At 46.8% G+C, this 22,942-nt stretch carries 14 protein-coding genes; 4 read left to right on the top strand and 10 right to left on the bottom strand.

The genetic code is table 11. The features are described 5' to 3' along the window. Window positions 1-91: 91 nt before the first annotated feature. The 7 genes from AB6805_RS05100 to AB6805_RS05070 form a co-directional block, all read right to left on the bottom strand. Window positions 92-712 (bottom strand): HAD family hydrolase, encoded by a 621-nt coding sequence (locus AB6805_RS05100; protein ID WP_370908374.1) that lies wholly within the window; start codon window positions 710-712, stop codon window positions 92-94. Between the two features lie 10 nt (window positions 713-722). Beyond that, the gene (locus AB6805_RS05095) at window positions 723-2,015 is read right to left on the bottom strand and encodes a DUF2130 domain-containing protein (RefSeq protein WP_370908373.1); all 1,293 of its coding nucleotides are present in this window, start codon (window positions 2,013-2,015) and stop codon (window positions 723-725) included. Window positions 2,016-2,319: 304 nt separating this feature from the next. Then, the gene (locus AB6805_RS05090) at window positions 2,320-2,907 is read right to left on the bottom strand and encodes an SHOCT domain-containing protein (RefSeq protein WP_370908372.1); all 588 of its coding nucleotides are present in this window, start codon (window positions 2,905-2,907) and stop codon (window positions 2,320-2,322) included. Window positions 2,908-3,214: 307 nt separating this feature from the next. After that, the gene (locus tag AB6805_RS05085) at window positions 3,215-4,420 is read right to left on the bottom strand and encodes a DUF4998 domain-containing protein (RefSeq protein WP_370908371.1); all 1,206 of its coding nucleotides are present in this window, start codon (window positions 4,418-4,420) and stop codon (window positions 3,215-3,217) included. Between the two features lie 29 nt (window positions 4,421-4,449). Then, a complete protein-coding gene (locus AB6805_RS05080; protein ID WP_370908370.1) occupies window positions 4,450-5,661 on the bottom strand; it encodes a DUF5000 domain-containing lipoprotein in 1,212 nt (403 codons plus the stop codon). A 42-nt stretch (window positions 5,662-5,703) separates the two neighbouring features. Next, window positions 5,704-7,686: a RagB/SusD family nutrient uptake outer membrane protein gene (locus AB6805_RS05075; protein WP_370908369.1), complete on the bottom strand. Its 1,983-nt coding sequence runs from the start codon at window positions 7,684-7,686 to the stop codon at window positions 5,704-5,706. Window positions 7,687-7,710: 24 nt separating this feature from the next. Continuing rightward, window positions 7,711-11,193 (bottom strand): SusC/RagA family TonB-linked outer membrane protein, encoded by a 3,483-nt coding sequence (locus AB6805_RS05070; protein WP_370908368.1) that lies wholly within the window; start codon window positions 11,191-11,193, stop codon window positions 7,711-7,713. Between the two features lie 242 nt (window positions 11,194-11,435). Here AB6805_RS05070 and AB6805_RS05065 point away from each other — a divergent pair, with 242 nt between their 5' ends. The 4 genes from AB6805_RS05065 (at window position 11,436) to AB6805_RS05050 (ending at window position 16,092) form a co-directional block, all read left to right on the top strand. Continuing rightward, entirely contained in the window at window positions 11,436-12,023 is a 588-nt protein-coding gene (locus tag AB6805_RS05065) for a sigma-70 family RNA polymerase sigma factor (protein WP_370908367.1), read from the top strand. A 43-nt stretch (window positions 12,024-12,066) separates the two neighbouring features. Then, a complete protein-coding gene (locus tag AB6805_RS05060; RefSeq protein ID WP_370908366.1) occupies window positions 12,067-13,221 on the top strand; it encodes a FecR domain-containing protein in 1,155 nt (384 codons plus the stop codon). A 194-nt stretch (window positions 13,222-13,415) separates the two neighbouring features. Next, window positions 13,416-15,335, top strand: coding sequence for an alpha/beta hydrolase-fold protein (locus tag AB6805_RS05055; protein ID WP_370908365.1), 1,920 nt, complete (start codon window positions 13,416-13,418; stop codon window positions 15,333-15,335). Window positions 15,336-15,537: 202 nt separating this feature from the next. After that, complete coding sequence (locus AB6805_RS05050) at window positions 15,538-16,092, top strand: RNA polymerase sigma factor (protein ID WP_370908364.1); 555 nt, start codon at window positions 15,538-15,540, stop codon at window positions 16,090-16,092. A 51-nt stretch (window positions 16,093-16,143) separates the two neighbouring features. Here AB6805_RS05050 and AB6805_RS05045 read toward each other — a convergent pair whose 3' ends face one another. The 3 genes from AB6805_RS05045 to AB6805_RS05035 form a co-directional block, all read right to left on the bottom strand. Further along, the gene (locus AB6805_RS05045; RefSeq protein ID WP_370908363.1) at window positions 16,144-18,018 is read right to left on the bottom strand and encodes a RagB/SusD family nutrient uptake outer membrane protein; all 1,875 of its coding nucleotides are present in this window, start codon (window positions 18,016-18,018) and stop codon (window positions 16,144-16,146) included. A gap of 53 nt (window positions 18,019-18,071) precedes the next feature. Beyond that, window positions 18,072-21,431 (bottom strand): TonB-dependent receptor, encoded by a 3,360-nt coding sequence (locus tag AB6805_RS05040; protein ID WP_370908362.1) that lies wholly within the window; start codon window positions 21,429-21,431, stop codon window positions 18,072-18,074. A 230-nt stretch (window positions 21,432-21,661) separates the two neighbouring features. Then, window positions 21,662-22,846: a FecR family protein gene (locus tag AB6805_RS05035; RefSeq protein WP_370908361.1), complete on the bottom strand. Its 1,185-nt coding sequence runs from the start codon at window positions 22,844-22,846 to the stop codon at window positions 21,662-21,664. Between the last annotated feature and the right edge of the window lie 96 nt (window positions 22,847-22,942).

Here is a 22,942-nt window from a genome sequence, read left to right as displayed (position 1 = left end):
GGTTGATTGTTACAGAAAGTTTATCTGTGGAGTGTTAATGAAATCTTAAAGTGGACGATGGGTTAACAAACACAATAAGTAATGTAGTGGATTAAATTAATATAGATCTGTTTTCTAATGCTGTTTTTAACTGTTCGGGATTTTCGAACAGGATGGTATCGATACCAAACTCACGCGCAGCTTTTACATTACGTAAATTATCATCGATAAATAATGACGTATATGCATCTGCGTTATAGCGGTCCAGCAGCAGCTGGAAGAAGGCGTGGTCGGGTTTTCGCATTTTTTCTTTGCCAGACACTACGATACCGTCGAACCAGTGGAGGGACGGATACATGGCCCAGGCAATAGGAAAAGTTTCATCGGACCAGTTGGTGAGCGCATATAATTTGTATTGTCCGCTTTCTTTCAGTTGATGCAATATATTTTTTGTGCCTTCAATTTCCCCGCCGAGCATTTCACTCCATCTGCCGTAATAGGCGCGGATGTTTTCTTCATGATGCGGAAAGGTTTTTACCAACAGCTCAGTGCCTTCCGCGAGGGTTCTGCCTTCGTCCTGTGTTTCGTTCCAGTCGGAGCTGCATACATCGCGGAGAAAGGTTTCCATTTCTTCTTCCGAAGAAAAAATTTTACGGTACAAATGACGGGGATTCCAGTCGATCAATACGGCGCCCAGGTCAAATATAATTGTGTTGATTTTTTTGTGTTGCATAGGTTAGTATTTATTCAGGAAGTTCATCGGCTGCATCTTCAAGCAGTTGCAGGTCTACCGAGTCGCTGCCGGCAATGCCTTCAATAGAGCCTTTGATATGCGCTGCGTTGAGCAATACTTTTTCGAGTTGTTTTTCGCGTGCTTTCCAGAGTTTTTCCATGGCATCACGCTCGCGTTGGATGGATAATTTCATAGACATAAACCCTTCCCGGATAGCCTTCCATTGTTCCGCAAATTCGCCACCGGTAAGGTATTCGTAGAGCATATGCATTTTATCCCCTTTGTTTTCCTGTGAGCGGAGCTTACCCGAAATTTTGATGATGCCGTCTCTCAGTACATAAGCCAGCGCTTTCACTTCTGCGAAGGTGCAGATCCAGATGCCTTCTTTTTCGCCAAACCGTTCCATGTCTTTCGGCATGGTTTGGGTAACAAGGATGGCCACATCCACTCCCTGGCTGCGCATGTCTGCTTTCAGTTTCTCTACCCAGTCTTTGATAAATTCCTTGGTGCGTTTGCTTTCATAGATGATGCGTCCGCATTCCTGTCCGTATTGATTGCGGATCAGCTGTATACAGTCGGCTCCGCGGACGCCTTTGCCTACTGATGTTACTTCATCAAACGGGAAGTGAACACGCAGCATTTCTTCCAGTACCAGTTCCTGTGCTTCCCCCTGCAGTTGCGTGGAGCCCTGTTCTGCCCGGCGTTTCATTTCTTCTGCCAGTTTGCGTTGGTCTTCCAGTTGCTTTTCCAGTTCACGAAGGCGCATCTGGTGTTCTGTATCTCTCAAGGAGTTACGTTCGGATTCTTCTTTCCGTATCTGGTCGGCCAGTTCCGACCGGGCTTCCAGTAATTTTTTCTGGAGATCAATTTCCAGTTCCTGTTCCTTTGTTTTCAGGTCCTGCTCCTTGCGGAGAAATTCCAGCTCCTGTTTGCGGGCTTCCCGGAGCTTTTCCTCCTGTTCCTGGTTGGCTTCCTTTAGTGCTGCCAGCTGACTGCCGAAATCGGCGGTGATGGATTTACGCAGTTCCTGCTCCATGGCATCCTGGAGCTGTTTTTTTTCTGCGAGCACTCGGCGGGTCACTTCTTCTTCCTGCTGTTGTTTCAACGTTTCTATCTGCCGGCGTTCGAGTGCCATCTTATTCCTTTCAGAAAGAAGTGTATCTTTTTCCTCCTGGAGAGATTTCAGGCGGCGGCGCCATTCATCTTCCATTTTTCCCCGCATTTCTTTTTCTATATCCGCTGCAAAAGCATCCTCCATGACAAACTGGTGCTTGCAACTGGGACAGGTAATTGATGTTCCCATAGTATTTCAGTAAAAAAATTACGTAAAGATAGGGGTTTGGTAGCCGGAATAAAAAAAGGAAGGAGCTTGCTCTTCCTTCCTCCTGCATCAATAATGGCTAAAACAAACAACGTTAGTCGGGTTTTTCAATTCGGATAGCATTTCCTGCCGGGGTAACAGCGGCAAGATGGGAAATGATTGTTAGGCGGAAGTTAAGTGTGGGTTAGGGAATTGTTAAGGATGGTGACTGCGGATGTTGCCAATAGCGAAAAAAGGCCCGTTCCTTACCGGAACAGGCCCTTTTATATACATTTAACTAATGTTGTTATTGTGCCAGTAGCTTTTTCTTTTGCGCGTTATATTCTTCCTGGGTAAGGGCGCCTGAATCTAAAAGTTCTTTTAGTTTTTTTAATTCATCGGCAACAGAGCCTCCTGTTGAAGTACCACCCTGCTCTTTTTTGGCGTATGCAGCAGGTGGAATGAGTTCTCCGCCGTCAACAGCATTATCTATTTCGATCCAATAGTTAACCAGCTCTCCAAAGCCAACCCTTGCAACAATGGTGTACCCTGTTTTCTTATTTCCATAAGCAATCAATGATTTTACCTTTGTTGATTTACCGGCCATATTTGTACCCGCATATCGCTTATTGCTATAATTGTCTCCGGAAGTTTCTGTTGCAAATCCTGCGGGCGACTGATAAATGAACGAAAATGTTTTATTGGGCATGGATCCCTTTCCTATCTTAAGTTCATCGCCCGGTTTAACAGTCCATCCGGAAGGAGTAGTATATCCTTTTTCCACCAGGGCTTGCGCAGCCATTTGTTTTGTTCCGGGTTCTATTACTGTTGGTGAGTTCTGGGAGAAAGCCGCTACGGGGAATAATGCTGCTAATGCAAATAGAAATCTTTTCATGGTGTTAATTTCAGAGGTTATTATCTTGTATTGTTTTGTACACTTGTTTTAAAACAGGCCAGGCATCAATAAGTTATGTCCCGGGGGTTATGAAGTAAAATATGAGTGAATTACTCCATTCAGGTGCTACAAATAATAGGTATATAAAACCTAATTTACAAAAATCTTTATATAACTATCCTTATCAGATAATTTTTCCGTGGGAATCAGGTCAAGACAAACCCTGCCGTGGATTGCCTCTGTAGTAAGTCTTAAAAAAAGCCTGTCCGTTACCGGAACAGGCTTTTTAGGCATAGGGTAAAAAGGATCAGTTTTTTATCAGTTTAACGGACGGCACGCGCCAGTACTGGTTGCCGGACGTCATAGTGGCCAGAAAGCCTAACGAAACGGTTTGCGGCTGTGCGAGGGAAAACTGGCACTGGGCGGTTCCGTTCACGAATGTGGTGGTGGTAAATGCGGTGTATCCTGCGGCAGTGGAGAGGTCACTGATATCCGGCAGCGTATTACCGGCGGCGGCTACCACGTATACCGGGTCAAGCGCTTCTGTGTAGTAGTTCACCAGGAAAATATAGTTTCCCGCAGGTAAAGTAACCGTTTGATAAATTTTACCATTGATGATACTGGCTGTTCCGCCCCAGCCCGATTCCATTACCAGGCAGCCACCGGCATCCGCCACATAGCCACCAAAACCGGAGTGGTTCATTACATTGGCGCTGGTGATCCAGGGTGCGGCCAGGGTGCCCCATCTGCCGCCATCGTAGGTGGCCCTTGCAAAAGGACCGGTATTCTGAAGGTATTGGGCGGTTACATCGGCTTTTACGCTATGGTCCTGGAAGGCCACATAAAAGGTGTCAAACGCTGTTGTATTGGGCAGGTATGCCGTTTGGTAACTGATAGCATTGCCTGATTTAAAAGCGGGCAACGAAGTGGTGAAGGCGGTACTGCCGGACACGATCACGGTATCGTGCAGGTTACCGGCGTTATCTTCATACTTTATCCGCATATTCACCACGCCGGCATCTGCATTCACATCTGCCCAGCTGATCAGGGCGGAACCGTCGGGCTGCATTTCCGCATTGGCGATACCCCGGTTAATGAGCGCGCTTTCGTATAGCTGTCCGTATACGTTGGCGGCAGTATTTACCGGGATGGAAACGTGACCGGCGGCATCGTAAGTCCGGATCTCGAAGTTCATCAGTCCTTCCGGCAAATTGGGGATAATCACCTTCGCGGTGTCCACGCCGGCGGTTCTTTTAACGGCTACTTCAATAGAATCCTGGCGGCTGTTCCAGAATACTTTGTAACTGGAAATCTTGGGATCGGAGGTAAAAAGCCCCGTGATCATCACCCTGCTTTTACCGGAAAATGCCACTACGGAGTCCATTTTCCCAGGATAGGTGATGGCTCCGCCGGTCATATATTTATCCCTGTAGTCGTCCATTTTAGAGCAGGCGCTTATAATTAACACCAGTGCCAGGATGATACAGGAAGCTGTAAGTTGATGCTGTTTCATTTGTTTTAAATTTCGTTGATTGATCATAACTAGTTACCCCACAATGTGAACTCCGCGATATTGATAAAGTAAGATCCCTGCCAGTTCGACAAGCTCCTTATCCTGATGTAACGGTAAGGGGTTTGTCCTGCAGGAAAATCAAACTGCCAGCCGTTGTAGGCCAGTGTTTGGTCGGATGCGGTTTCAGTAGCATAAGGAGATCCGGATGGTTTTACAACATGACAGGTAGTTAGTTTGGTCCAGCTTTCATCCAGGTCGCCGCTCAGGCTGGGGGCGTTGGAAGCCCATATTTCAAAGTCTTTCACATTGCCTCTTACATAGTAGTTATCGCCAACCTCTTTATAGGGATTTACCTGCATACGGCTGAAGATGTGCGCCTTGCCAAGGTCCAGCGTTACTGTTTGCGGACTGCCGGCCTGTTCCACGGTAAACAGGCAACGTGGCCATCCCGGGTGTAGGTCGCCATCGAAGATGTACCGTACATCTGTTCTGCCACCGTTATTCAGGATCTCTGCATCTTTTGGCAATACGTAGTTGCTCCAATCTGATTTTGGTAACAGTTGTTCAAAAAATGGCGTGAGTGATACTAACAAGGTATCTGAAAAATTCATCCACCGGTCTCTTACCACAAAGGCATAATTTCTTTTGATAGCAGGTTGTTCCCTCACGGCACTTTTGATCACCGGATCATTGCTGTATACATTGTCCATTCCATCGGTTTGCACCCATTGCCCGGCGCCGGACGTATCCACCAGGGGAATGATCGCTAAATTTTCCAGCGTCGGATTATTACAGGTAAGATTGAATCCGCCGAACGTAGCCTCTATATCCAGGGATCTGTAAGCCAGGTTAATAGCGGGCGTCAGGGGATTCACCGTAACAGTTACTGCCGGGGAGGATACCTCGCTGGAGTTTACGCAATACAGTTTAATAGTGTGCGCCAGCGTATCACCGAAACCGTCCACCGTCAGGTTATTTTCATAGTGCGAAGCTTTCACCTCCGCCGGATGACCGGGAGAAGTTTCATACACGGCTTTTACATAGGAAAGATCTGCATCGGGCGGCAGGGAATACGTGATCACTGACTTACCATTTGTGTTCGCTACTGTTATTCCAGTTACCACGCCGGGAGGATTGGTATTGGTAATAATGGCTTTGTTGAGCTCATCTCTTTTACAGCCTGATATCAGCATCAGGAAAAAGGCTGTATATAAGATTGTACCTGGTTTTATTGTTTTCACTTCTTAATGATTTAATGTTAATACATCCGCACGGTGTGCAGGTTACCAGTTAGGATTTTGCACCAGGTTGGGATTTGCCAGCAGGTCGCTTTCTTTTATTGGCCACAGGTAATCGCGGGGGGCTACGAAATGCCTGGAGAGAAAAGAAATTTCGCGGTAATACAGTTCTGCCGTTTGACCGCTTACTACCCAGCCGGTGATATTGCCGCTGAGCTCCTGTGCGGCAGTTTTCCAGCGTAGCAGATCCCAGTAGCGATGTCCTTCAAAACAAAGTTCAATAGCTCTTTCCCGTTGGATGATGGACCGCATTCCTTCTTTAGTAGTGTATTTGGAAGGGTTCCGGCTGTAACTGGCCCATGAGCTTTGCACGGTTTGCAAGCCGGCCCTGGCCCTTATCCTGTTAACATAATCATATACATCTGCGGTAGGCCCCTGTGCTTCATTCAGCGCTTCCGCGTAGAGCAGATACAGATCTGCCAGGCGTATTTCGGGATAAGGGTAAGATGGGTAGGTGACTGTGTTCCAGTCCATATGCCAGTTCACTACTTTCTTCATATAAAATCCTGCTATGGGCACCGGCGACGACTGGCTCAGTTCACTGCCGCGGGCCATCAGCCAGAAGGTATTCTCATCGCTTTTCGACGGGCTGTTGGCCATGTACCAGATGCCTCTGTCGAATCCCAGGTCGGCATAATATCTTGGTTCCCGGTCGAAGTTTAAACGGGCAGTGGTTTCACCTTCCTTGATGTTAAATCTTTCGGCATGGGAACCTACCCGCAGTGCAGCGATATTTGAAAAGTCGAGTGTTTTATCTTCATCAATCGGAACGCCGTTTCGCGTGTAAAACATTTTAGCCATCTTGATGGTGGGCCCCAGCAACGGATGCCCTCCCGTTTTTGATGCTATCGCATTTACAAAATCAAACTGCCCTATACCACAGCGTTGCAGGAAGGTGCAACCCCAGGTAACGCCGCTGGTAGAACCCCATACCAGTTCGCTGTTCCAGGGTTCACTCATGGAATTGCGGATGCTCATCTGCGTCATAGTGGTATCGCTAAGCGGTATCGTTTGCGCGGGGAAAGTATACAAGCGGATGCCTTGTGCAGTGCAGAGGTCTACTGCTTCTTTACAGGCGTCTGCCGCGCGTTGCCATTTTGCAGCGTTGAAAACAGTATTAAAAAGTTGTACCCCGTCTTTATTTTTAAAAGACCCATAGTCGGAGTTGCCGTTGAATAAAGGGCTGGCGGCAGTTACTAACAATTTAGCCTTTAAGCTTAATGCGGCGGGCTTTGTAACGCGTCCTAATTCTGAAGAGATATTGGCGATACTTACCGGCAGGTTCACTGCTGCAGCGTCGAGCAAACCGGCGATATAATCTACTACCGAATCTACCGGCTGGCGTTTAACAAACATCTCCTCAAGAGAAGCGCTGATAGGTAAATTTTTGTCTATCAGTGGTATAGGACCATAAGCCCTGAACATAAGAAAATGGTAGTAGGCTTTCAGGAAGGTGACTTCCGCCACCCACCTGTTCCTGGTGTCGATGTCGAGATCCACTACCTTACTTACATCGCTTACATTCTCCAGGAAAATATTACAATCCCTGATAGCCTTGTAGCAGCTCACACCATCCCTGTCGCCGGTCATGTAGTTGGCGATAGGATTTGATGTATTCTGATCTCCATAATCCAGCCTTAATACATTGGTCGACCTGATAACATTGGTTGGATCCAGCACAAACACCTCATCACTGGCCGAAAGTCCTACGTTGTAAGTAGGATCATAGTTAACAGGAATGTATGCATAACAGGAGAACAAATATTTTTCTGCTTCCGTTTTGGAAGTAAAAGCATTATCGATGGTGGCTACATTATCCGGCACTACATCCAGGAAAGGTTTTTTACAGGCCATTCCGGAAATGATTATAATGAGCAGGCAGATGATGGAAGAGGCAATGCGATGCCCGGTGTTATTGTAAGCGGGTGTGCCTACCAGGCTGTTGCTATTAAACTTATTATCGTTCATATGATTAAATGCTTTATTTGAATGTTAGAAACCTACAACTACCCCAACGTTATATACCTTTTGAACAGGGTATCCCAATCCTGATGCGCCCATTTCCGGGTCCCATAGCTTAAAGGCGCTGATGCTGAATAAGTTGAGGCCATTGGCATAAACGCGTCCACTGCTCAGGTGTAGTTTCTTCAAAAGCTGACCGGTAATGTTATACCCGATCTCTGCTGATTTCATGCGTAAAAAGGAGCCATCTCTTAACCACCAGGTAGATGGTTGCGTATTATTGTCGGAGATGGTATTACTTAACCGCGGCCAGAAAGCATAGGAATTGCGGTTATCTTCCGACCAGTGGCTGTCGGCGATCACCTGCAGCAAGCCATTCTGGTAGCCGCCGTTCAGGTAGAACGGAGTTGTATTGGCGGCGTTAATGATGAAAGACGACCTGGCGGAACCCTGGAAGAAAGTGCTCAGATCAAAATTTTTGTATCCAACAGAGAAACCGAAACCGTATATAATTTCCGGGGTAGTGGGATATCCTATCGGCACATAATCGGCATCGGTTATTTTTCCATCTCCGTTAATATCCCGGTATTTAATATCCCCGCCCATGATACTGCCGTATTGCAGGGGGGAATTATTTACTTCCGCCTGGTCAATAAACAGTTTTTCTGCAATCAGGCCATAGATCTGGCCCAGCGAATTGCCTACTTTTGACAGGTTCCGGTTATTTTCTGCGTACTGTGGTTCTTCATTTACCAGCAACTTACTTTTAGCATAGGTAAAGGTACCGCGTGCCTGTATCCACAAGGAATTATTAAATGTTTTACGGTAATCGGCCGCCAGGTCTATTCCCCTGCTGTATGCCTTTCCTGCATTGGATGAAATATTTGCCTGTAATCCCATGGAGCTGGGCACGGTACCTCTTACCATGAGGATATTGGAACGGTTTTGTTCATAAGCATCTACTGTAATAGTGAAATCTTTGAACAGGGTGAGGTCCATCCCGATATTGGTTTGTTTCGACAACTCCCAGGTGATATCGCGGTTCTCGTAGCGGTTGATGGCTACGGTAGGCCGGTTGTAGGTGAAGTTGGTACCGAAGTATCCTGTTGAAGCGCCGTTTAAATTAACATCCGAGAGATAAAAGAAGCGGTCGGTGGCGCTGCCTATCTGGTCGTTACCCACCAGTCCGTACGTAAACCGGAACTTCAACTGGTTAACGGTATTCGCCAGCGGCTGAAAGAATTTTTCATTAGATACTATCCAGCCTCCTCCCACAGATGGGAAAAATCCAAACCGGTGGTTGGCGGCAAATCTTTCAGAGCCGTTGTATCCGAAGTTAAATTCGAAGAGATAACGGTTGTCGTAGCCATAGGTAAACCTGCCGGATATGCCCTGGTTGCGGGCCGGCAAGGAAAGCTGCAGGGTGGAGGCATTGCCGGTCAGGTAATTCCGGATGGTACCAATTAGCATGCCTCCTACGTTGTGTACCTTATCGAAGATCCTGGAATAGTTTATGGCTGCTTCGGCGTAGGTAGTGGTGTTTACATTTTTATCGCCGGGTGTATAGGTGAGGTACTCAGTGGGAGTTGTTCCAACGCTTCCCACGCTACCATCGTTAATCAGGTTTAAGCCGGTAAATTTTCCGTCCAGTGACCCTGCCTGATAATAATAGGGGCTATACTGGCGGGAAACGGCAAAGTTTGCGTACCGGCCGGTATATGCCATCATCCTCGCGGAAAGACCGGGGGTAATCGCTGCCAGGTCCTGGCGCAAACTGAGCTGGGCTGTCAGTGTGCTGGTATTGGTGGCCTGGAATCCGGAAAGCGATTGCGCATAAGGGTTTACATATAACCCGCCGCCACCTGGTACCAGGGCGTTTCCAAACAGGGGGTGTTTGGCGTAGGGCATGAGGTCCGACGGGTATACTGCCGGAAATGCCACCGGGTTGCTCCAGATGGCATTATTAAAGGTAGCGGCGCCGCCGCCGATAGGGCCGTTATAGTCATCGAACTGCCCTTTCAGGCTCACCAGTGCTTCTGTTGTTTTGGTGAGATTTAAAGTAACGTTTGATAAGATGGAATAGGAACGGAGCTTGATGTTATTGTTGAAATTATTTAATTCGTTTTCCTTGAGGATGCCATTATCAATATTATAGGTCATGGCCAGGTAGTACTTTGCCTTGTCTGATCCCCCGCTGGCATTGATGTTAAAGCGCTGGTTGGTGGTGCGGTCCTTGATCAGCTGCTGAATCCAGTTGTTATTAGGATACAATAGCGGGTCATCTCCTGCAGCGGTATGATCAATCTTATTTTGTGAGTATGGCAATACGCCCAAAGGGTTCCTGGTTAGCACCGCCTCATTGGCGAGCTTCATATAGGTAATATTATCGGACAGTTTAAAATTTTGTGTGTTGGCAGAGGTGGAATTTTCCATGCGGAAATTGAAACGCATTTTTCCCAGGTTCCCTGTTTTCGTAGTAACCAGTATCACGCCATTGGCGCCCCTGGCTCCGTACAGCGAGGAAGCCGTTGCATCTTTCAACACAGAAAAGCCGGCAATATCATCTGGTTGCAGCCGGGCAAGGTCCCTGGAGGAGGATTCTATGTTGTCAATTAAAATAAGCGGGTCCACTTTTCCTGCACCGAAGGTACCCACGCCTCTTACAAAGAACTGTGCATTATCGGCTCCGGGTTCGCCACTGCGCTGGTAAGAAATGACGCCCGGAATTCTGCCGGCGAGCATCGTGGTGAGGTTCCCGGTAGGTCCTTTCAGTTCTTTTGGGTCAATGGCGGTAATGGAACTGACCATACTGGATTTCTTCTGGGTACCGTAAGCTACTACCACCACATCTTTAATGGTGTTGTCTTTTGGGGAGAGTAATATCTCGTAATCGCCCACGATATTTTTAACGGGTACCTCTCTTGGTACATAGCCTACGTATTGCACCACCAGTATTCTATTATCACCGGTGATTTTTAGTTTAAAACGGCCGTCCTGGTCTGTTTTAGCGCCGGTGGTGGTTCCTTTCAGCATCACTGTTGCCATGGGCAAAGGCGTCCGGGTATCTTCGGCAAGTACCAGGCCTGCTACCTGGCGGTCCTGTGCAGCGCCGGGATTCTTTTTTTCGGCCGGACTGGCATCGTCGGAAGCGGGTTTGGGTCCCCGTTTAATCAACACCACGTTTTTCTTCAGTTCGTACAACAAACTGCGGCCTCTCAGTATTTCGTTCAGCACGGTGGCCACTTTGGCATTCGTGTAGTCAATGGGGCCGCTGATTACCTCGTTTTTCAGCAGGTCGTCGCTGTAAAAAAAGGTAAGGTCTGTTTGTTTTTCAATCACCTGGAAAATGCCTTCCAGCGTCATATTATTTCCTTTGATAGTTACCGTGGCGGCAGGAATTTGCTGACTTCTCGCATTTAGGTGTAGAAAAAAGAGCAAAAAAATGGTGATACACACCCTGGACCCGGCAAAAAAACGCCGGCCAGTATTCAATAACGGGATACTTCTTTTCATTTTCCTTGTTTGGTTGACAATGACTGTAACGTGGTAACGATGGGTGCCTGTTTTTTGTGGTGCACTATACTAAGACGACACATTTTAAAAACGGGTGAATGAAAAAACCGTTATCCCGCTTGCTTAAAAAAATTAATAATTGTCAAACTAACATTTTATCAGGCAAACAACTTATATTTAATTTCTATTTCCCAAATAAATATTGTCCGCGTTATCTGATCAACCAGCCTAAAAAGTATTTTATGCCTGAATATCCGGGAGATGAAGTCATACTGGCGTTATTACAAACTGGAAATGCCGGTGATGCTTTTGAGTTTATTTTTAAGAAATATTACCGGTTAATGTGGGCGAAAGCCTATGTCGGCACCAGCGATCCGGTGGCGGCAGACGATCTTGTGCAGTTGGTATTAAGCGGTATGTGGGAAAAGAAATTGTACCGGAATATAAAAGGCTGTCTTAAAAATTACCTGCTCACGGCAGTCCGTAACCAGGTGAATGATTATCATAAGGTGAAGCAAAGGGCATTGAAGAAGATTGAGAAGTATGCGGAAACGGTTGACCGGTCTTACCAACACGAGTCGAATATGCTTAAAGAAAGGGATATGGAAGACCGGTGGAGCGCGCAGGAGCAGCTTCACCGGCAGTTGCATGAATTGCTGAGCGAGCTTCCGGCCCAACGTCAGCGGGCATTTACCCTGGTATACATGCAACAAAAGAAGTATCATGAAGTGGCCGACAACATGGGCATCAGCATCAATTCACTGAAAACCCATCTTAAAATGGCCGTTAAAACACTGCGCACCAAACTGCATCCACCAGTGTCGGAATGAAATGTACTGCAAGCGTTCACCTATCTTCTTAAGTTTACTATCAATGACCTCTGATAAGCAACATATTGATCAATTAATGCTGGAAAAGCTAACCGGGAGCATTTCCGGGGAAGACGACCATGCGCTGCAGCAGCTCATGGCGGCCGATCCGGCATTGAAAGACGCGTTCAGTTGTTTGCAACAGCAACTCAACGAGCCTGCTGCAAAACAATACCTCGATCAATTGGATGAATCGCAGTTGTGGGAAGAAAGAAAACACCTGTTTAAGAAAAATAATACCCGCAACATGCGGGTACTGTATTGGGCTGCTGCCGGCATATTGCTGCTGCTTGGAAGTGCTTTGTACTTTCTCTTTCCCAGGGAACAGCCGCAGCAACCGGTTGCTGCTGTAAAAAGCGCCGCGCCGGCCAACAGTGTTATCCTGCAGATGGCCAACGGACAAACCATTGTGCTTTCCGATACCACGCAGTCGTCGTTGCTCAATATCGGCTCTGCGCAGATGCGGGTGTCGTCCAAAAGCCTGCAATACGAGGCCGCAGGTACCGATGCACCTACTGCGATAAACCTGTTGCAGGTGCCGGCAGGAAAAGACTATAAGCTTACGTTGCCGGACAGTACAGAAATATGGTTAAATGCGATGTCTGAAATCAGGTTCCCGGTATCGTTCAATGGCCGTACACGTGAAGTGTTTGTAAGCGGGGAAGCCTATTTTTCTGTCCGCAAAGATATTAACCGCCCTTTTATTGTACATACCGGGCAGTTTTCTGTTAACGTACTTGGTACTGCTTTTAATATCAACACCTACAGCAGCAACAGCCCCCGGCTTTCGCTTTCTTCGGGTAAGGTTTCCCTGAAAAGTAAAACCGGTAATCAAAGCGTACAGTTGTCGCCGGGATATGAAGCCATTTACAATCCTCAACAAGGCAATGGTTTCAGGGTGGATGAATTCAATGCAAGGAATACGCTTGCCTGGATGGAAGGAAAATATTACTTCAGGAATACCAGCCTGAAAGAAATTGCAGTGGTGATCAGGCGACTGTTTGATGTGAAGGTACAATTCACTGCACCAGGTGCGGAAAACATCACGGTGAGCGGGGTGCTTACCAAAAAAGAAGGACTGCCGGAATTTATGGATAACCTGTCGAAAACTACGGATATCAAATACCAGTTGACGGGCAGCGTGCTTCAGATCCTATGAGACGCCGCCGGCTAAAATATACGCCGCACTAACCCTTTAATTGTTTCCTATGATGGAAATTATTGTCCATAAGACAATTATACTATCAATTTCAACAAATAAGCCATCGGTTAAAAGTGGGTCCCTGTATTTTTGTTTTATTAACAGGTGCTTTAACCCACTACGCGCATTTGTAACAGGAAAAATCATTCAACATGAAAAAGAAAGTATTTAATCTTGTCATTCTGTTATTGTTTACCCTCAATGCTTTTACGCAAGGCGTTATTGAGCATGCACCGCCCGGTTTTGATACCCTGCATACAGCTATACCGCATGGCCGGATCGATACCATCAGCTATAGCTCTGTAACCGTAGGCAATCCGCGCAAAGCGCTGATATACCTGCCGCCGGGATTTTCGAGGAAGCATAAATACCCCGTGTTATACCTGTTGCATGGCATTGGCGGTGACGAAAAGGAATGGCTGAACGGCGGCACGCCCCAGGTAATCCTGGACAACCTGTACGCTGAAGGGAAAATTGAGCCTATGATCGTTGTTATGCCTAACGGAAGGGCCATGAAAGACGACCGGGCTACCGGTAATATAATGGCTCCCGATAAGGTGCAGGCGTTTGCCACTTTTGAAAAAGATTTACTGAACGATCTTATTCCCTATATACAAAAGAAATACCCTGTTTATACCGACAGGGATCACCGGGCCATTGCAGGATTGTCGATGGGAGGGGGGCAGTCACTGAACTTCGGACTGGGTAACCTGGATACATTTGCGTGGATCGGCGGTTTTTCGTCTGCCCCAAACACGAAAGCACCGGAGCAACTGGTACCGGATCCTGCCGGCGCCAGGCAGAAAATAAAACTACTCTGGATTTCCTGCGGCGCCAGCGATGGATTAATTTCTTTCAGCAAACGTACACATGATTACCTGCAAAAAAACGATGTGCCGCATATCTATTACATTGAACCGGGTGTACATGACTTTAAAGTATGGAAGAACGGGCTGTTTATGTTTTCGCAGCTGATCTTTAAACCGGTGGATACTACCACCTTCTCAAAATACCCCGTGGTGGGCGCCCCTGCAGCAACCAATGTGCGCAATGCAAAGTATCCGCAGGTAATGGCAGATCATCGCGTTGTTTTCCGCGTCAAAGCGCCGGAAGCGCGGAAGGTCCAGGTTGACCTTGGCCGCAAATATGACATGGTGAAAGACACCGGTGGTGTATGGACCGTAACGACAGATTCCATCGGCGAAGGATTTCATTACTATTCGCTGCTGATAGATGACGTAGCCATTGCGGACCCCGCCAGTGAAACCTTTTACGGCATGGGAAGAATGGCAAGCGGTATTGAAATACCGTTTGCCGGTGGTAACTATTATGCGTTAAGAGATGTACCGCATGGAGATATCCGTATCAAAAAATATTTCTCAAAAGTTACCGGTTCATGGCGGCAGTTGTATATCTACGTTCCCCCTGGTTATGACGCAAATACAAACGGAAAATATCCCGTGCTCTATATTTTGCATGGCGGTGGCGAAGACGAAACCGGGTGGGCTACGCAGGGTAAAACGGATCTGATCCTGGATAACCTGATTGCTGCAAAGAAAGCCGAACCTATGCTGGTGGTAATGCCCGATGCCAATGTAGGTGGCACTGCTTTCGACGAATCCGCCTTGAAGACATTTGAATCGGAACTAAAGGATATGATTATTCCCCTGGTAGAAAAAAATTATCGCGTGGAAGCAGCTGCAACGAAAAGGGCATTGGCCGGGTTATCGATGGGCGGCATCCATACGCTTTATACAGGTATTAAAAACACGGATTTGTTTTCTTCCCTGGGTGTATTCAGTTCCGGCTGGATACTGTCCCGGCAGGCCGGTATTGCGGATGCGCAGTACGATTTTATGAAAGCCAATACTGCCACGATTAACAATAATCTGAAAACGCTGTGGATTGCCATGGGTGGAAAGGAAGATATTGCCTACAAGAACTGTCAGCTGATGCTGGCGAAACTGGACGAGCTGAATATAAAGCATACCTATAGCGAATATCCAGGTGGCCATACCTGGCCGGTATGGCGGAATAACCTGTTCAATTTTGCGCAAGTACTTTTTAAGTAGAGCGGGTATCCAATAGAATTTTTGCAAAAGCCTGCAGATCAAAACGTAATTCTTCCAATCATTTATCTCCCAAAATTCGCATTACTAAAAACGTATTCCGGGGCCATAATGCCCCGGAATATACTATATTTGTGCTATAGTGAAGATCTCTTTAAAATCCAGATCAGTATATCTATTCGTGATTAAATAGGTTATTACATTTATGTCCACGTCTGAAGAATCACCTACTTTTTTAGCCAACGGTGATAGAGATTTATTTAACGACTTATACAAACGGTATTGGGAGAAATTATTCATTGTTGCCAATAAGCACCTGAAAGATGCAGTGGCAGCAGAAGACGTGGTACACGATGTATTCTTAAGTTTGTGGAATAACAGGAAGAAGGTGGAAATAGGTCAGTTCGAAAACTACCTGGTAACGGCAGTCAAATACCAGGTGCTCACCCAGATCAGGAAGAAGGCTTACGCCCGGAAATATACCAGGGATGCCGCTATGGACAACCACCCTGAATTAGTACCCGAAATCAGTGATGCCGTACATAACAGGAGAATACTGGAACTGGTATATAAAGAAATTGACCAGTTACCGGAAAAATGCAGACTCATTTTTCAATACAGCCGGGAAGAAGGAATGAGCTCAAGGGAGATTGCCCAAACACTGAACATCAGCAAAAAAACAGTGGATAACCAGATCCATAAAGCCCTGGAACGTTTGAAGTTCCGGTTCAGGCATATGCTTTTTTCATTTTTAGGATAATAAAAAAGCGCCGGCACCTTTGCTGAGGTACCGGCGCTTTTTTATTTGTTTTTACCAGCCAAAATTTTGTACCAGTTTACCACCTCCCTTATCTATTTCTGTTTGAGGAATTGGCATAAGATAGTGCCGCTTTGTAAACACGCGGCGTTGTATAGTGGTGAGCTTGTAAAACACAGCGAGGCCCGCTTCTTCGCTGCCAGGATCAAAACCGGTAGCCTGCAGTTCGCCTGAGGAGGGCCGGGCGTTCATACCATGCACATCCCCGTTATCTACATTTTCAGCGATCAGCCAGCGGCGCACATCCCAAAAACGTTTTCCTTCAAAGGCAAACTCCACGCGCCATTCATTCTGGATTCGTTTTCGCATTCCCGCTTTTGTATTATCATTTGTGCCGCTCACCGGTAATGCCGGCATCGATACACGGGTTCTTACTTTATTGATGGCGTCATACATATCCTGGCTGGGAGCATCCAGGTATTCATTCATTGCTTCGGCATAAATAAGATAAATTTCGGCCAGTCGTATTACCGGGAAATTCCTGTTGCCATTTCCCCCTCCCCTCAGGTTTACACCAGGGTCACACCATTTTCTCCAGTTATACCCGCTCTCGCAATTGGTGCCTGATTTGGGCCATCCATCAGAAGCCCCGCCGTTGTTGCCAAAGTAGGCATATTTTAACGGGCGCCTGTGGTTGGCGGAATCCCAGAAGGCATATTGAAAATTGATGCTGGCATAGAAACGCGGGTCCCTGTTTTTGTACATGTTGGAAATGTTTTTTGCCTGCCGGTATGCTTTTCCGTCCCAGAGAGGGCCATCCCAGAAACCATCTTTGGTATAACCCGAATGGACGTCGGTAATTGGCAGCCCGTTGTTCATTTCGTAGGCATCTACCATTTCCTGGAATACGCTGAATTTACCATTTCCACCCGCCGACTGTGCATCCTGGCCATTCGGCTGCATCGTTTGGTCCAGGTCCCTGGTGGAGCCTATCAAATAGGGTAAAATGGTTTCCTTATACTCACGGGAGTAGAACAGGCGTGCGTAGTTATCTATCGGGTTCAACGGATTGGGATTGTTCAACGCATATACATTCATATCCAATACTGCCTTTGCTGCATCGGCTGCCTTTTTCCATTTTTCCTTGTCATAAGTTTGTGGAAAGAGTTGTGCGCCGTCTGTATTTTTTATGCCGGCGTACATGGTGTTCCCGTTAAACAAGGGGCTGGCAGCATATGCGAGCGTAATAGCTTTTAATGACATCGCGGCGCCGCGGGTTATGCGCCCGGTTTCCCCCGGATTATCGGTATAGTCGATGGGCAACACTGGCGCTACCTGGTCCAGTTCTGTTACTATATAATTCACCACCTCATCTACCGGCTTTCTTGTATTCAGTGCATCAGGAATACCCTCGCTTACATCCGTAACATCTTCTCCCAGCAGCGGCACTGCACCATATGATCTGAGCAGCTCAAAATATAGTTTGGCCCTGAGAAAACGTACCTCCGCCTTATACTGAGGTATGCGGATGCTGTAGTAATCTGCCCGGTCTTGGGGAATCGGGGTGTTATCTATATTTTTCAGGAAAATATTAGCCCTCCTTATAAACTGGTAAGACCATCCCCAATTGTCCAGCGAATTATCCGTAGGCCCCCAGGCGCCGGCGTTAAATTTCAACTCCGGCACATTTTCCCAGTGATTTTTGCATTCATCCGTACAGGCGCCCAACACTGTATTATAGTAGATGTTCGTGGTACTTGTATTTAACGACGTGTACATATTGGCCCAGGCCCGTTCCGCCGTATTTATATTATCGTAAATATCTTTTTCTGTAACAATTTCCTTGGGAACAACATCCAGATACTTCTTACAGGATATGGCTGTTATCCAGAGAAGCAGGAGTCCGTGGAATAATATTTTACGTGTCATTTGTTGTTGATTTTAATTTATTCAGATAACAGGTGCCTGATCGCGTTGATTTACTAAAATGAGAAGGTCAATCCTGTATTGATGACCCGCTGTTGCGGATAAGTGCCGGTACCGTTACTGGCTATTTCCGGATCAAAAATTTTCAATTTATCCCAGGTAATGAGATTAATACCATTTACAAAAATCCTCGCATTATTGAATCCTATCTTATTAAGCCAGTACCGGGGAATATTATAGCCTATCTCTACTGTTTTTAAGCGCAGGTAATTGCTGGAATAGATCCAGAACGTGGAATTTTGCTGGTTGTTGGTATTGTCCTGCGAAGAGAGGCGTGGATATTTATAATCGCCGTCAGGATTGGAAGCTACCCAGTGGTTGTCTTTCACATCTTCCAGCACACCGGCAAATCTTGAGAAAGGAAAGATACCAGACCCGTTCACCAGCAGGGAGCCGCCATAACCACCCTGGAATAATACACTTACATCAAAACCGGCGTAGTGGTAAGAAAAACTTACGCCTAAAATAGACGTGGGCTGGTTACGTTTTCCCGGCAGGAAACCGGCATCGAGGGAGTTAATAATACCATCTCCATTAATATCCTTGTACTTGATATCGCCGGGCTGCACGGTTCCAAACACGGATTGTGAAGGGCTTTTCGCTATATCATCATTATTCTTAAAGAAACCGATGGCGGTATACCCATATATGGATCCCACTTCGCTGCCAGCCCGGGCCTGCCATTCCCTGCCTTTATAGTCAGGTTGCGCATAATAGGCTATCCTGTTTGTTGCGTACGAATAGTTAACACGAACGGCATAGCCCTGTTTCCTGAATTCGTGCCGGTGCTCAACAGACAGGTCGATCCCCTGTTTATTCACAATAGCGGCATTCAAAGCGGGTTGATTCAGGAGTCCCACGGTGGCCGGCACCAGTTCAGAATTAATAAGAATGTCTTTACGCTTCTCCCTAAAATATTCTACGGTCACATTCAATCCTCCTTTCCATAACCCGACGTCCAGTCCCACATCGGTTTTATAACCCTTTTCCCAGGTAAGGTTAGGGTTGGGAATCCGTTGCTCATAGGCACCGCCATAACCGGTACCATCCCGGTTTACGCCAAACTGGTAGCCTGCATCATTGGGGTTCCATTGGCTTAGGTAAGAGAACCTTCCCGATGGCAAAGCATAAGTTCCGGTGATCCCGTAAGAGCCTCTTATCTTTACCTGGTCTACAAATGATAACCCCGGGGCGGAACGGACAAATGACTCTTTGGCTATATCCCAGCCTGCAGAAACAGCGGGGAAAAACCCGAAGCGTTTACCGGACGGAAAGTTTTCCGCACCATTGTAAGCGCCGGAAAATTGCACCGTGTAGCGGTCATCATAGTTATACATCACCCTTCCTACAACGCCCTGGTTTTTATACGGAAGCCCGGGAATAGCATTACTCACTCCGCCGCCTACGCCGTCAAAAAAGGAGGATTGGGTGTAAAGGACCATGGCCTGTATGGTATGCCTGCCGAAAGTATTATCATAGTTCAGGTATGTTTCCAACGTGGTGCGCCTGGTGCTGTTGGCACTTACGTCATAGCCCAAGGTGCCATCCCCGTTTTCAATCACCTGGTAGGTACCGCTTTTTGCGAGGTCGGTCACCGTATCGGCTACTACGCCGGGCAGTAACTTGTAAAGGAAAGTGCGCCTGGAAAGGCCCCGTTTCACGTTACGATAGCTGGTGTTGTCGAATGAGAGTCTTACTCTTGAGCTGAGTCCTTTCAGGAAATAATGCATATCCCATTTAAAGCCTGCGGTCGACTGAAGATTCGTTTCAAAGTTCCGTTGGTAGCCCGATTGGGTTAACTGCACATATGGAGAGGCCGGTACGGTATTAAATGCTGCGGGGCTGCCATCCGGGTTGGTAACCGGGTACCACCAGGCAGGCGCTGATTTAATGGCGTTAAAAATATCGCTTGCATTGGCGCCCGGGTAGTTCCTGTCGCGCACAATAGCACCCAATCCCAGTTCCATGCTGAGATCTTTCGAGATCTGCAGATCAATATTGGAGCGGAAATTATACTTGTTGGTGATGGCCTGCATGTTGTATCCCTCGATCTGGTCTTCATACCGGTACAACCCGTTTTGTCTTAAATACCCCATGGATACAAAGTATTTGGCAAATTCATTGCCTCCTGTAACGTTGATATTTCCCTGTTGCATAAGGGAGTAAGGCTTCAGCATGGCATCCATCCAATTTACATTGGGGTAGATATACTCGTAAGCGGGTTTGCTCCTGTTGCGGTAGTATTGCAATACGGAATCCGTGTACTGTATGGCCACCGGCAGCCCGTCATTGATAAGCCCTTCGCGGTACATGGTAAGGCCGTCGTAAGAGTCGGCATACTCCGGTAACCTGGTAGGGCTTTGCCATCCGTTTTGCAGCGTTACATTTATACGTGGCTTGGAAGTAGTACCTCTTTTGGTAGTAACCAGTATTACGCCGTTGGCGCCGTTGATACCATAAATAGCAGTAGAACCTGCATCTTTCAGGATACTGATGTCTGACACTTCGTTTGGATCGATATCACTGAAGGAGCGCTGAATACCGTCTACCAGGATAATGGGACTATTGTTACCGGTGGTGCTTAATCCCCTGATGAAGAGGTTGGATCCGTCGGCTCCGGGCTCTCCGCTGTTTTGCACCGTAATGAGGCCCGGTAACCTGCCGGCCAGCGCGTTGCTGATATTGGCAACGGGGCTTTGCCTTAGCTCCCTGGGACCAATAGAAGCAATAGAGCCGGTAAGGTATTTCCGTTTTTGTGTACCGTATCCTACTACTACCACTTCTTCAATACTTTTTGCATTCAATTGCAGTACCACATCAATGGGAAAGCGGGTAGTACTGAGCACACTGATCTCCTGGGAAATGTAAGTGGCATAGCTAATCACCAACGTGGCCCCCGTATCGGGCACCTTTATGGTAAACTTGCCGGCATTGTTGGTGATGGTAGAGGTTTGTGTTCCTTTAATCACTACAGTAGCCCCCACCAGCGGTTCCCCGATGTTATTATAAGCGGTTCCCGTTGCTTCAATATACCGGCCCTGCCTGGGTACAGGCTGAAGAGCAGGCTTTCCCCTGATCACAATTGTTTTGTATTTTAACTCATAACTAAACGGCTGGCTTTTGAAGATCTGCACCAGTATTTCTTCCAGCGGTTTATTCACCTCGTTAATAGTAACTGGTACTGCTTTTTTAAGCAGGTCGTCCTGGTATACAAAAGCATAACCGGTTTGCGTTTTGATCTTCTCAAAGATGGCCGGCAGCGACATGTTCGCTCCTCTTATTGTTACTGTTTGGGCCATAGTGGTGGCATTCACCTGGAAAGTGGCAACAAGTATAAAACAAGCAATTAACTTCATGGCTAGAAAAAACGAGGCATGGAAGGGCTGCAGACGTTTAAATCTGCCCCAAATGGGAATAAGATTCATTATCTTTATAATGTTTGGGTGATAAATGGTTGTAAAGTGATATTGTTACAGGCTGTTTGGACCCAAATGTTATCGTCCGGAAGTGTGACCGCACTTCCGGATTTATTTTTGGATCTGCATGTACGCGGAATTATTATGTACTATTCATTGGCATTAGATTCTTATTTGGTTGATACGATAACTTTATTTCCTTCCAGTTGATAATGCACTGTACCAGTGGCCTCCAAAATATCCAGCATCTGTTTTACGTCACTTTTCCTGGAAAAAACGCCAGATAAGTTAATATTATCCATATTGCCCCTGTACTCTATTGAAACATCATACCAGCGTGCAATTTGCCGCATGATGCCTTTAATATCCATCCGGGTAAACCGGAATTCCCCGTTTTTCCAGGCAACCGCCCGCTCTATATCGGCTTTAGAAACTTTAAATTTCAGGTTGGTTTTCTCCAGTGTCGACTGTAAACCCGGCAATAGTGAGGCAGTGCCCGTGGAATAAGCGGTTTCCACTTTTCCCTCCAGTAATGTTGTTTCAATGGATGCTTCATCATCGTAAGCCATCACGTTAAACTTTGTGCCGAGCACTTTTATCTTCATGGCCCTGGGCAGTCCGGTGTTACGAACGGATACAATAAACGGAATTTTCCTGCCCTGTTCTGAAAGCACAGTGGCTACCTCAAAATATCCTTCTCCCGACAATTCCACTTCCCTGCTGTCTGCATTAAATGCTACCGGGTACCTGAGTGACGACGCCGCATTAAGCCAGGCTTTTGTTCCATCGGACAAGGTAACACAGTATTGTCCGCTTTTAGGCGTAATAATAGTGTTATAAGCCACCGATGACGACTGCCCGTGTTCACGTGTTGGCACATAGGCTACCTTCCCATCTTCGGATTTTATGATCTGTATCCCGCTTTTGTTGTCGATAGGTCCATCTGCAGTACTATCCAGCTCAATTTGCCTCCCGTTTGCCAGGATCAGCGTTGCTTTGTTATTTCCGGCATCTCCCTTTTTTACTGTTGTTTTAGCGGCAAGCAGCGGTTTGTTGGAGAACATCCCCCTCTGCACCAGGAAGTATGTTCCGATGCCCAGTATAACAGCCGCTGCTGCTGCGATTTTAAGCACTCCTGAGCGCTGTTTCTTCCGTTGCCTTATAGTGAGGTCTATACTTTTATCCAGGCGGTCATGTATCCTTTTTCCTATCTGCGTTCTTAATGCTGCCAGTGCTTCATCTGCGGGAGCTTCTGCTGCGTCTGCCGAATAGAACCAATCGTTTACCAGCCGGGTTTCCTCCCCGTTGGCTTCCCCACGCAGGTATTTTTCTATAACGTGAATCGGTAAGTTCATAATAATAGAAGTATACTGAACAGGAGATGATACCCATGCGGAATAAAAAAAAAGTGGGAAGTATTCTGATTGTTTTAATTACGCCCGCTCCTGTTC

Origin of the sequence: Chitinophaga sp. RCC_12, assembly GCF_041360695.1 — a bacterium.
Taxonomy (GTDB): Bacteria; Bacteroidota; Bacteroidia; order Chitinophagales; family Chitinophagaceae; genus Chitinophaga.
The sequence above is the reverse complement of the archived record's forward strand: the minus strand, read 5'-3'. Positions and strand labels throughout refer to the sequence as shown.